The following is an 11,559-nucleotide window of genomic DNA, read 5'->3' as shown; positions in this document are numbered from 1 at the left end:
GGGAGGCGTGGAGCGAATTGTGGAGACTGGGAGATCACGGGATTTGAAGTTGGTCGTAGGTTTTGTGTGTTTTGTTTAATTCAACATTCAATGCGCGTCCTTATTTGCCCCATTCACGGATCTCCGAGACATTGGAAGTGGAAGACCGAGGATTAACTGTGCGGGGGTGAAAGGGTGTGGGGTATCCGGGAATGATCCGGTCGGCACGGCGGGGGAAGACACCGGCACAGGGTCGGATGGAGGCGGGTAAGGGGGATTGCGCATGGGCATGCGCAATCCGGTCGGCACAAACAGGGTAGCGGCTTGGGGAGAGGTTGCAGGGCATGTGTTGTGTGGGTAGCGGTCACGCTCTTGGGGAGGGAGGATACAGGGTAGGGAACAGGCCGCTCGGCTTGTGAAATTTTTCGCATATAAGGGAAAACGTGTTTTGCGGCCACATGGGCCACGGTCCAGCCATCGTTATCGGCCTGGTCCCACCGATCGAACCCCTCTGGCAGGTTGCTCCGTTTGCCGCGCAACGAAGAAGCGATTAGCTGACGGGTGGGAAAAGGACGCCCCTGGGTTCGGCGCTTCCCGGATCAAGGAGGGAAGGCGTACTGCCAGGGGCGGATCAAGGGGGAGAGGGACAAGGAGAGAAACGCTGATGCCTGGCCGCCTACTGGCCGGCCTGCTTTGCCGCTTGTCTGCGTGCTTCCTGGTACTCTAGGAGTTTTTGGGGCAGGCCCCTCTTTTTTGCCGCTTTACTTCGCGTTTTTTGCAGATTCCGGCAGGCAAGGGAATCGCGCACCCTAAATCCCCACTTTTTCTTGTACTCACGGGGAGTGAGGCCGTGGGTTTTCAGGTGGTTGGCCGTAAGCTGGGAAAACGTCTTTCCGCATTCCAGACAAACGACATGCGAATCCTGGATGGATTTTTCCGGCTCCACCGGCGGGCCTTCTTTTTTGGCAACGGGCTGGATCCCTTCTGCAGAAGCAGCGGATTCCAGTTGTGCCAGCGTTGCGCATACACGCTGGAGTGCCTCTTCCACGTCCTCAATGGACATCGGATTTTGGGTTCGGGTTGCAACCATGTTTTGTACGATGCTGCTGGCCATTCTGAGGATTTCGGAATCCATGTGTGTCTCCTTTCCTTGCGAATCTGACAGTATTTGTTGGCATGTTAAAAGATAACGAACAGTCGATAGATTGGCAAGCAAATAAACAGCATGTGTGGCAGGCAAGAGTTGGACTACCCACGAGCACCAGCTACGCAAAAATGCGCATTTTGGCGAGAAAAAGAAAGAAAGCCTTCCCGCTTGATGTACAACAGGGCGGGAGTGTTTAGGCGGTAAAGCCCACAAGATCCCTTCAGTATTAAGGGCAAAAAACCGCTTTAAGCTGGGACACCCAAACGTCTGTAAATCGCCCCTAAGAGGCGTTGACGGCAAACGAGTGGACGGCGCACTATAAGCGCTTGCATGTACGCCGAGCAAAAACACGTCTCGGGAGGCTTAGGACAGGATGCTTAAAGAGTGGGAAGCGGTACAAGAAGGGCTGAAAGAAGGCCTTTCGCGGGGGCAATACGACCTCTGGGTAGCCACGCTCCGTTTTCTCCAATTCGATGGGCACGAGTTGGTCCTGGGCTGCCGGAACGCGCTCCATAGAGATTGGGTTCAAAGCCACCTTGTGCCCAGGATCGTGGCCGTGGGACGGGACCGGTTTTCCGGGCTGAAAAAGGTCCGCCTGGAGCTGGTCAGACAAGACCCGCTCCAGGAAAAGGACGATGAGGAAGAGTGGCAGCCACCGGAAGAGGCCCCCCGGCAAATGTCCTTTGCGGACATTGGCCAAAAACCGCGATCGCCTTTTAATCCCAGATTCACCTTCGACCAGTTCGTGGTGGGCCGGTCCAATCATTTCGCCTATGCCACCTGCCTGGCCATGGCGGGTCAGCAAAACCTTTTCAACCAGTCGATCTACCTCATGGCGGACCCAGGTTTGGGTAAGAGCCACCTGACCCATGCCGTGGGAAATCTCCTGACGACCAGTCGGCCGGACATCCGGGTACGGTATGTGACAGCGGAGCAGTTCGCCAACGAAATGATTCGAGCGCTCAAACGGGATCGGATTGAAGATTTCAAGCGCCGGTACCGGGATGGCTGTGACGTTCTCTTGCTGGAAAAGGTGGAGTTTTTCAGCGGGAAGAGAAAGATCCAGGACGAACTGGTCTACACCCTGGACGAGCTTCTGGATCGGGGCCGAAGGATCATCTGCACCGGGAAGACGGCCCCCCAGGACATCCCGCGGCTCAACCATGAGCTGCGGTCTCGCTTGGGAGGAGTCCTGGTGGCTCCCATCGAGCGGCCCGACTTTGCGACCCGCAAAGAGATCATCCAGCGCAAGGCGGCCCATGACGGTGTGGAGCTTCCCATGGAAGTGGCCGAGTTTCTGGCGGATCGGATTACCTCCGACGTGCGCCAGCTGGAAAGCTGCCTGGTGGGCATCTTGGCCAAGAGCAGTATCCTGGGCATTCCCATCACCCTGGAGTTGGCTCGCGAAGTGACCCAGTCCATACTGGACTCTCTCCCTTCGCTGGGCATTCCCCACATTGCGGAAGCCGTCTGCGCCAACTTTGGCGTGAGCATGGAAGAGCTGCGGTCCAGGGCACGCCACAAGAAGATCTCGGAAGCCCGGCAATTGGCCATGTATCTTTGCCGAAAATACACGTCCGAACCCCTCAACGCCATCGCCCAGGCATTCGGGCGAAGCCACAGCACGGTCATCTACGCACTGAAAAAGATGGATCGGGAGCTGGCACGCAAGAACAGCCAGTTGAGAAAGCGCGTGGAGCACGTGGCTCACCGGATTGAAACCCGGTGTTTGGACGGCTGAGCGCATCCCCGACCTCCTGGTTTTTCCCCTGTTCGGACTGTTAAGTGGTCGGAAGTGCTCAAAAAAGTGTGGCATTCCGGCAAATGTGCAGCGCCAAGAGCCTCGAGCGGGCCCTGGATTACATGGAATCCCTCGGCCTCAAGACCGGGGCGGCCACACCGCAGGACGCGGAGCTGCTCTATCTCCACAAGCAGGCCTACCTGACCAAGGTGGACCGGGATCCGGGCACCAGTACCGTTTCGACATCTCGGACGAGGGCCTGGAAAGACAGATGAAGGGCTACGGCCTCTACCACCGGCTTAGCAACGGTGACGACCTGCCGTCCTTCATCGACACGGTGCTGGAGAACAACGGCGCGATGGTGAGCACGGTGGAGAAGCTGCGTGCCGGCATCCCCGCCGGGGGCATGTCGCCGGAGGCGGACATAGACACCGGCGGGGCCACGTACTTCTCCGCAGCCAGCGCTTCCATGTGGAGCTCGTGTTCCCCGACCAGGAACCGGACCTGGCTTCAGACTGGAAAAGTTGGCGGCAGTACAAATCGGAGAACCGGGACCGGTTCGAGCGGATCGACGCGGACCTCCTAGCTGAGCACGTGAGGATCGCGGAGGAATGGGAATGAAGCTGCGCTATATGGTCGAGTACGCCCTGCGCGGCCGCATCCGGGAGCCCCGCTACGAGCCCGTCGGAGTCTGGGTCCAGGGTCCGGGGCCCGGTCTGGATCTCGTGATCGAGTTCCTGCCCGGGAACACCGAGGCCCGCAAGGAAGCCGAGTGGATCGTCAACCGCCTGGTGGAAAACGACGTCAGGACCTTCCCGGACGACTTCCTGGCCTACCATCAGGCCAGCCTTTCCCCGTACCGCAGCATGCGTGGCCCCGTGTTCGAGGCCGATGAGTACCCGTCGGCCGCGAGGCCTGCGCCCGCGCCGTCCTCGATAGTATCAAGATAAACAACCTATTTCGTTCTGAACTCTTTTAGGCGGGTATTTTCTACGAGGTGATCAAGCGTCTTTGCGGTGAAAACCTTGCCCCTGGTGGCGATAAGCAGTTTCTTCATGTCTTCCCGACGAACGCCGAAACCGCGGCCGCCGATACAAGCGATGACCTCGTATTTGGGATCATCCGGAGACCGCCCTGCGAGACTCAATTCGCCAAGATGCTGTATGCGGGTGACCTTGTCTCGCGCTGTCCCGTCGTCCTCTGTGATCTTCGCCTCGATAATCACCTGGGGATTAAATTCACTCGGTATGATAAAGTCTGGTGCCTGATCGAATCCTTCGATCTTCTCGGCCCGCTTGGTCTTGCGGAAGCTAATCCCTGCCTTACTCAATGTCTCCTCGATCGCGGATTCAAGGCTATCTCCGATAAGTTCACTCACGGAATCCCTATGCCCGGCGAAAGGTCTACCCAGAAACCTCTCGTACAGCAACATGGCATAGGGAACGCCCATTCCGGCGAGATTCCTAACGCTTTCCAGTCCCCTTTTCGTGTCAGCTTTATCCAGCCTGTGGATCTGATCCTTGCGGACCTCGGGAACCCCTTCGACCAATAATTGACACGCCGTACGGATTAGTGCTTCCAGACGGGACTTCGTAACACCGTTAATATTCAGCGGAGTTTCCGGGGCCATCCGAACCTTGCGGTCAAGGGAACGTATGAAGCCTTGTGAAACCTCAACCCCTGTTCTCTGTGTCGCTACATATCCCCACTCGGGTGGCGTAAATCCCAACATGGTCCGTAGAACGACAATTGAGATGGGCTCATCGACCGTTACCGGAAACACCCGCTCCGGCAATATCTCCGTGAAGTTTCTGGTTGCTGCCTTCAACGCTTCGTATCCCCGTTCGAAGACAGCATACTCGACAAAGCCTGCCCCCTTGGGCATAATGAGAAATTCCGACTCCAAACAAGAAAAGACTGCGTCAACAAACTGTTCCGAGTCCTTCAGAATCTCTTCAAGCGTGGCTTCAAAAGGAAACTTTGGCATGTTCCATTCCGCATTTCGCCATGGATTCGTCGCATGCAAGGCGCCATTGCCCCGTGTTCGTCCTCGTGTCCACGTCAAGACAGCGCCTCACCTCCTCCCAACTGCCGAATTCGTGAAGCCACGCTTCGACCTTGGAAAGTTTTTCGCCGGTCCCGCTGGCACTATTCCAACCTTGTCGGAGATCCCAGATCGCCAATCGGATCAGATGGCCATAGACGATACAGCGTAGATCCCCTTCGGTTGGTTTCACACCGCCAGTCTCAAGTGCTTCCACGTCACGTTTCACCAGGACGGCGACCTCACGGGGGGTTTCCACTAGGTCCCCTTTGGAAATCCATCCTGTGGAACGGCAGACAAAGACCGTATCCACAATCGACGATCCAGTTCCATTGATATGTATCGAGGCGCCCATCTCTGCCGGGCACGGGAGCGAAGCCGTGCAGGTTAGTCCCGCATCGAGGATGGCGACAGCTACGGGGAGATAGGCTGCTATGTCGTTGTGATGGTAGGTGAACGCGAGAGGCGCTCCCGGTTTCAGTGCCCTCGCCATCTTCCTAAAAACTGTGCTAAGGCCATCAGTGAAATGTTCCAGATCTCGGCCCATATCTTCGTTGACCGTCAACTCTTCCGGGCGCCGCGTGGAAGACTGCATGAACGCGGAAGGCACATCCTTCGCAACTAACCGCCGGAGCCAGACGTAACAAAAATCCATTAGTTCCGCGTACTGCACGTTCCCAAAATACGGTGGATCGGTCAGGACCGCATCCAGACTATTCTCTGGGAGTTCGGCTTCGGCAGCGTCACCGCAGACGAGTTCGATTTTTCTCTTTTCCCCTTCCCGTGCACCGTGGCGGTAATCGCCGATCCATTCGCCGGGAATGGGAACGATTTCCTTCCTCCGCCCCTTATAACGCACTTCGAAGGGTGCGTCGCAGTATGACTTTGCTTTCCTGAATTTTTCGGTGATGTTCACCCACCCACCGCTACCGACGATTGTTCCCTTATCCGGATCGACGATGCCTAGCATGTTAGATTCGCACTGGATTAGACCGACCGGAAACCCGTGAACCGAGAATATATCAAGTGATTTCAGGGCCATGGTGTCATAACGGCATAGCATGTTCTGGTAACGAAGAAGATCCGAGAGGTTGGTGGCCAACGCGCCACGCACCCGTTCATCCGTTATTCTCGAAATGAAACGCGCGGCTGCCTCCAGACCAAGCAACTGCCTGCTGTTGAACATTTCTCGGTAATACCGGTATCCCCACCGGTGAAGGCGGTTTGTTTCGTTTCCGCTGGGTATAGGGTCCTCCGGCACGAATCTGGGATGGATCTTCTTCCACTTGGCACGAGCCTCTCTTATCCTTTCTAAATCCTGTAAGTCCGGCTTCTTGAAGAATCTTCCCTGGTGGTTGGGCTTGCATGAGGGACAGTAGTATTCGATGGCAAACAACCTGTGTTCGGGGCGCTTATCCGGTGTGGGAAAATGATTATCGGTCCCGCAACTTGGGCATTGGCACACCCCCCGCCTCGCGGGTCCTTCGAGTCGGAGTTGCGAGCGGCAGGAGTGGCATTTACCCGGCTGGAGCCTATCTTCGACTTCGTTAAGTTCACCACACTCCGGGCAGACAAAAACATTCTTCGGGTGTCTGGCATTTCGAGCCACCAAAAAGCCCGGGAACAAATCGATTTTTTCACCGCACTCTGTGCAAGGTCGTGTCTTGACCCAGAGGAAGTACTTGGCATGTGCATCCTCGGAACCGCAATGAACACACCGGGTCTTGTAAAGATGGCCGAGTTCTTTCTCCAACGTCTCGCGTAACCGATCCGCGGTACGTTCATATGCGGCAAGGTCGAGATGTTCGATCTCCTGCTTGACAATCCAATAGGACATCGGATTGATGTCGAATCCAACACCTTCGCAGCCCACTCGGTTAGCTTCCAACAGCGGAGTTCCCCCGCCCATGAACGGGTCCGCGACGCGAATACCGGAGAGATCGTTGGACTCGAAGAAGGTTTGCGCAAGTGGTCCGCTACCGAACTCAGACAACAACAAGCCACGGAAAAGCGTTCCGGGACGGCGGGCGAACCATTTGTGGACAGCGATGACGGGACGGTAGTTCTGCTGAATTTGCTTTTCGCGCAACGCAAGCCCGGCAATAAAACCGATATCAAAATCGCGTTCAATCATGAGTGTCCTATCTTGTTGCCTTTGGTGGCGGCAGGTCGTTGTAATTTCATCCATTCGTCGATTTCCTCACGGTCAAAGCGCCACTGATTGCCAACCTTGGAGGCAGGGATTACACCCTCCTGAGCCATGCGATAGAGCTTGGTCCGCCCCACTTTTAGGTAGTCAGCTAACTCGTCGATAGTGAGCCACTTGTCTTGATCCATAAAAACGCCTCTTCACCTATTAGGCTCCGATACGCGCCAAAATCCGATAAAAAATGATAACATTCGACACTCTTCACATCAAATCAAAAACTTGCGGCATGCGCGGCCCCGTGGTCGAGACCGACGAGTACCCCTCGGCGAGGCCTGCGCCCGCGCCGTCCTCCACAAGATCCACTCCAGCCGGATCTCCTGATTCCCTTCCCGACACTTTTTAGCGGCCTCCGGTAGGTATCCACCGCCGCCAGGCTACGTATGCCGCAAAGAGCGCGTAGCGAGGGAGCTACGGGAACAGGCAGACCGCATTAGGGAGCTCGAAAAACAGCATTTCGAGGATTCTTTTCTCGTCTGGTGGGCATCTTGGCCAAGAGCACATGGAAGAGCTGCGGTCCAGGGCACGCCACAAGAAGATCTCGGAAGCCCGGCAACTGGCCATGTACCTGTGCCGGAAATACACGTCCGAATTCATCAACGCCATCGCCCAGGCATTCGGGCGAAGCCACAGCACGAACCGCCCGGTTATTTTCCTTCCTGTTCGGGCCACAATTTTGGAATCGGACGTTTACCTTAAAACGATGCCTAAAAAGGGGGGGGGGCAGACTTTAAGGTCTGCCCCCTTCCTAATAATCCTAAAATATCCTAAAGGCCCCGAGCTTTTGCTCCACGCCCCGAGCTTTTGCTCCACGCCATCGAGCTTTTGCTCCACGCCCCCGAGCTTATGCTCCACACCAGGGGTGTTTAAGCGTTTGCGACGGGATTTTCCTCAAATGTCACAGTGTGACATCGGGGGATTTTCCTCAAATGTCACACTGTGACATCGAGAGAGAATGTGAGGGGGGGTGGGTTGGTTTTGGAGTTATTGGCAGATTTTGTATGTTTTTGCCACATGGGCAACAGTTGTGCCGTTTTTATCCTTCAAATTCCAAAATCTAAAGCCGTAAGGCAAGCTTTCCAGCTTGGCGGCCACATGGGCCAGAGTTGTGCCTTCATTGCCAATTTGTCTGGCCCACACCCCGGAATCCGGTTCTAGCGGGAAAGTTTTTAAGTACACATCCAAAACTGTCTGCCCTTCCAAATCCTCCATGGTCCAGTTCTCGGGCGTAAGTTTTGTCCAATCGTATGTGTTAAGCACACCTGTTCGCGCTGCCTCGTGGGCTACGGTCCAACCGTTTTTGTCCGCTAGACGCCACTGCCATTGCGTAAAATCCGCGGGAATGTAGCCGGTACTTACAGCCTCATGGGCATAGGTCCAACCGGTATTTGCATCTACAATTTTTTCCCAAAATACCACACCACACCAGTAATTAGCTTCCATAATCATCCTCCTTGTTTGGTTTGCACCCGTTTTGCATTTATATGCTATCATGCTAGCATATAAACGTCAAGTCTTATTTGTGTGGTCACCCGATCCGCAGACCACCCGCTGCCTTTTCGCATCATGCCGCATCACTTTTGTAGTAAATGCGCTGGGTATTCAGCTCCAGCACAATGCCCAATTTGGCCAGGTATTGTGCGTCAGCACGCACTTCCCGTCGTCTGTCCCGGAGCTGTCCCGGGGTAAGATGGCCACAGACTTGTTGTAGCAGCGTATCCAGTTTCCATCCGTTTTTCGGCAATTTTTGTGTGTTGTGGCTAAGTACCATGCGTGCCACTGCCTGGCTTATGCCGTGTCGCAGGCGGGCGATTGGGGCCGGATTGTAATACAGCCGCAGGTCTTGTTCGATAAGCCGCATGGCCGCCTGGCCTATTATAACGCGCCACATTTCCCTTTCGCCGCCGAGGGGGTTGGGGCGTGTTATGTGGGTGCCGTCCCGCCGGGTGGCAATATCCACGTGGTCGATCAGGTGGCCAATGCAACGCAGTTCTTCGGGCTCCATTATTTCAATAAGGGCGGACATAAGTTCCTGGAGTATGCACTTAAGGGTCGAGCCGCTTCTTTGTCGTGCTGTTTTTTTGGCTTTTGCGGGGTCCACAAGCAGTTTTATGCGGGTATTGCCGTCCGTATCGTGTACAAAGGCTTTGCGTTCGGCTTCTTTTAGCATTGCTTCCAGCAGGTCGGCGTGTGTTTGTCCCAGCTTACCGACGACACGCACTTTTCCCCATGCCGTAACTATTTCCCGGGAGATATGTTTGGGGCGGCGTGTAGCTTGGAAAAGGCGGAGTCGGATTTGGTGCACGGTAGCGGTAGGCATTATTTGTTGTTTTGGATTTTTAGAAATCATCGTAAGCTCCGTTGGCGGGCTGTTGTACTTCACACGCTTCGGTGTTATATGTGTAAATATGCTCACTTTCGGGATCGACCGGTCTCAATACTCCTCCCTCGTACCGTTTGTACCACTGGTCGGGTATTGGCGGACCGTAGTTTTGTTTGGCAATCCCAAAGCGCACGTAGTATCCGCGCAAGGCTTCGGGTATTTTATATTTTTTTGCTTCGGATTTGGACATGCCGACAAGGTAGCTTTGCCAGCGTACGTTATCTGTAAGTACACTGCTTCCGCGGCTGGCTTGTTGCACATCACCAACGTTGTTAAGGGCAGACATTTTATTGGTATGGTGTAGGAAAATTATGGTAGTATTATTTGTTCTACATATTTGCTTCATGTATTCTACAAGCAATGTCATTTCGCCACTGCTGTTTTCTTCTAGTCTATGAAAACATCGAAGGGTATCAAATATAACAAGTCTGGCATCATAGGTTTCATTTAGTATGTAATCTTTCCAAAACCGGTTCATTATGTCAACGCCATATCCGTCCAGTGGAGCGATATACAAATTTTCGCAGATGGTGGTAAGTTCGGAGGAATTAAGGAAGGCACCTATACTTTTTAGTCGTATACCAAGTATGTCTTCTCCGTCTTCAGCGGTAAGGTACACCACGCGCCCGGTGGTATGTTTCCAGCCGGTACGCGTAAGGGCAAGCAGGTCGGGGCCGCCGGCCACGGTTACGGCGGCTTCCAGCGCAAACATGCTTTTGCCGGATCCGCCGGGGGAAACCAGTGTACCCACGGTGCCGCTTTTAAGGCCGGGCAGCACGTAATCCAGGGGTTTTGCGGGTTCCGTTATGGCTTTTTTAATGTCAAGCCATGGTAAAATCGGTTTGGTTGTGGTATATGTCATGGGCACTCCTCTAGTAAACGGGGGGGAGATGCACAACAGTCCGGTATCGGGGGGCAGCCGGTACCGGGCTTTATTTTTTCGTTATTGTTTGCGTTTACAATTTTGCGCCATAATGTCCAGCAACAACGTGTTAAGGCTAACGCCTTTGCGTTTTGCACGCTGTTTAAGTTGTGCATGCAGCTCGTGCGGAACGCCGCGCAGCAAAATGTCTACGCCCTGTGGGGGGGCGGCCGAGCCCACTACATGCAACCATTCATTTTCCAGCATTTGCACCTCATCCACAATTTCCTCGGGTAGGGTTTGCAGTTCCTTTTTTGCTATGCGCACTGCAGCAGTACCGGCCTGCCGCAGCAGGCGGGTTTTGCTTATATACCTGGCATTCAAATGCCTTTCCTTTAGGCGTTCCGTAAAGTATTTGGCCTTTTTGGGTCCCATAACCAACGCTACGGTTTGCCACGTGGTACCGTATAATACCTGCACATAGTATTCATGTTTCATTTTCCCAAAACTCCTTGTACATAACCGCTTCCCTAGGGTCGGCAAGCGGGAAATGGCCGTATTCCTTCGCCACGTCCTCGACGGTGCGGCCCTGGTTGTCCTTCAGGTGCCACTGGTCGAAGTCGGAAGGAAGATGACCGTGTACAGCTGCCGCATGGGCAACCGTCCAGCCGTCCCAATCAGCCAAATCCCAGCGACTAAAGCTGCGAGGCAGGCAACCGCTTACGGCTGCCTCGTGGGCAACTGTCCAACCCTGCTCTTTTTCGTTTCGGATATCCCAGTAGGCAAAGTCAGGGGGCAGGTTCCCTTTGGCCGCAGTAACGTGCGCCCGGGTCCAGCCGTTTTCCACAACCACTTCTGCCCAGTATTCCCTATCCATGGTTGCCTCCACTGCGTTACTTTTCTTAAACTTGCATATGCATGCTAGCACGCTAGCACAAAAAAGTCAACCACAAAAACCCACAGCTCGCACACGTATAAAAAAGGGAAACCAAACATTTCGGGAAAAGTTGGCCCAGTACTTATGTGCTGGGCCAACCTTGCGTACCGTTACTGCGGCGGCAAGTTTGCCACACACCATTCCCGGCTATAGCCGCACCTTACCCCCACTTCCCGCAGTGTCAGACCTTCCAGCAAATCCTTTTGCTTAAAATTGTGTGGCAGGCAAAACCCCAACATAGCCACCTGCGCAACATTTAC

Annotated in this window: 14 protein-coding genes; 5 read left to right on the top strand and 9 right to left on the bottom strand. The window is 54.6% G+C overall.

What is annotated here, in order from left to right; translation table 11 throughout:
* Positions 1-655 precede the first annotated feature (655 nt).
* Positions 656-1,114, bottom strand: coding sequence for a MucR family transcriptional regulator (locus tag B9A12_RS16015; protein WP_084059100.1), 459 nt, complete (start codon positions 1,112-1,114; stop codon positions 656-658).
* Positions 1,115-1,499: 385 nt separating this feature from the next.
* On the opposite strand from B9A12_RS16015, the gene dnaA reads away from it, so the two are divergent.
* From dnaA to B9A12_RS15995, 4 genes are all read left to right on the top strand, one after another.
* Complete coding sequence (dnaA, locus tag B9A12_RS16010) at positions 1,500-2,867, top strand: chromosomal replication initiator protein DnaA (RefSeq protein ID WP_084059099.1); 1,368 nt, start codon at positions 1,500-1,502, stop codon at positions 2,865-2,867.
* 68 nt (positions 2,868-2,935) lie between these two features.
* The gene (locus B9A12_RS16005; protein WP_139796686.1) at positions 2,936-3,142 is read left to right on the top strand and encodes a hypothetical protein; all 207 of its coding nucleotides are present in this window, start codon (positions 2,936-2,938) and stop codon (positions 3,140-3,142) included.
* Positions 3,139-3,453: a hypothetical protein gene (locus B9A12_RS16000; protein ID WP_084059097.1), complete on the top strand. Its 315-nt coding sequence runs from the start codon at positions 3,139-3,141 to the stop codon at positions 3,451-3,453. Before B9A12_RS16005 ends, B9A12_RS16000 begins: the two co-directional genes overlap by 4 nt.
* Positions 3,454-3,484: 31 nt before the next feature.
* Positions 3,485-3,817 carry a hypothetical protein gene (locus B9A12_RS15995; RefSeq protein WP_245802473.1) on the top strand — a complete coding sequence of 111 codons (333 nt, stop codon included), beginning with the start codon at positions 3,485-3,487 and terminating at the stop codon, positions 3,815-3,817.
* Positions 3,818-3,822: 5 nt separating this feature from the next.
* On the opposite strand, the gene B9A12_RS15990 is transcribed toward B9A12_RS15995, so the two are convergent.
* The 3 genes from B9A12_RS15990 to B9A12_RS15980 are packed head-to-tail and all read right to left on the bottom strand — an operon-like array spanning position 3,823 to position 7,248.
* Positions 3,823-4,854: a hypothetical protein gene (locus B9A12_RS15990; RefSeq protein WP_084059096.1), complete on the bottom strand. Its 1,032-nt coding sequence runs from the start codon at positions 4,852-4,854 to the stop codon at positions 3,823-3,825.
* Complete coding sequence (locus B9A12_RS15985) at positions 4,835-7,045, bottom strand: DUF1156 domain-containing protein (protein WP_084059095.1); 2,211 nt, start codon at positions 7,043-7,045, stop codon at positions 4,835-4,837. Before B9A12_RS15985 ends, B9A12_RS15990 begins: the two co-directional genes overlap by 20 nt.
* Positions 7,042-7,248, bottom strand: a complete 207-nt coding sequence (locus tag B9A12_RS15980) for a helix-turn-helix domain-containing protein (RefSeq protein WP_084059094.1) — start codon at positions 7,246-7,248, stop codon at positions 7,042-7,044. Before B9A12_RS15980 ends, B9A12_RS15985 begins: the two co-directional genes overlap by 4 nt.
* Before the next feature lie 371 nt (positions 7,249-7,619).
* On the opposite strand from B9A12_RS15980, the gene B9A12_RS18000 reads away from it, so the two are divergent.
* The gene (locus B9A12_RS18000) at positions 7,620-8,060 is read left to right on the top strand and encodes a helix-turn-helix domain-containing protein (protein WP_084059093.1); all 441 of its coding nucleotides are present in this window, start codon (positions 7,620-7,622) and stop codon (positions 8,058-8,060) included.
* A gap of 41 nt (positions 8,061-8,101) precedes the next feature.
* On the opposite strand, the gene B9A12_RS15970 is transcribed toward B9A12_RS18000, so the two are convergent.
* The 5 genes from B9A12_RS15970 to B9A12_RS15950 all read right to left on the bottom strand — a co-directional run bounded on the left by B9A12_RS15970 (position 8,102) and on the right by B9A12_RS15950 (position 11,239).
* A complete protein-coding gene (locus B9A12_RS15970) occupies positions 8,102-8,560 on the bottom strand; it encodes a hypothetical protein (protein ID WP_084059092.1) in 459 nt (152 codons plus the stop codon).
* A gap of 121 nt (positions 8,561-8,681) precedes the next feature.
* Positions 8,682-9,467, bottom strand: coding sequence for a hypothetical protein (locus B9A12_RS15965; protein ID WP_084059091.1), 786 nt, complete (start codon positions 9,465-9,467; stop codon positions 8,682-8,684).
* Positions 9,457-10,362, bottom strand: a complete 906-nt coding sequence (locus B9A12_RS15960; RefSeq protein ID WP_084059090.1) for a helicase RepA family protein — start codon at positions 10,360-10,362, stop codon at positions 9,457-9,459. The genes B9A12_RS15965 and B9A12_RS15960 overlap by 11 nt, the downstream gene beginning before the upstream one ends.
* 81 nt (positions 10,363-10,443) lie before the next feature.
* Complete coding sequence (locus B9A12_RS15955; protein ID WP_084059089.1) at positions 10,444-10,860, bottom strand: hypothetical protein; 417 nt, start codon at positions 10,858-10,860, stop codon at positions 10,444-10,446.
* Positions 10,850-11,239, bottom strand: coding sequence for an ankyrin repeat domain-containing protein (locus tag B9A12_RS15950; RefSeq protein ID WP_084059088.1), 390 nt, complete (start codon positions 11,237-11,239; stop codon positions 10,850-10,852). The genes B9A12_RS15955 and B9A12_RS15950 overlap by 11 nt, the downstream gene beginning before the upstream one ends.
* Positions 11,240-11,559: the final 320 nt, after the last annotated feature.

Source organism: Desulfacinum hydrothermale DSM 13146 (assembly GCF_900176285.1).
In the GTDB taxonomy this organism is placed as follows: domain Bacteria; phylum Desulfobacterota; class Syntrophobacteria; order Syntrophobacterales; family DSM-9756; genus Desulfacinum; species Desulfacinum hydrothermale.
This window is presented reverse-complemented; position numbering and strand designations above follow the sequence as displayed.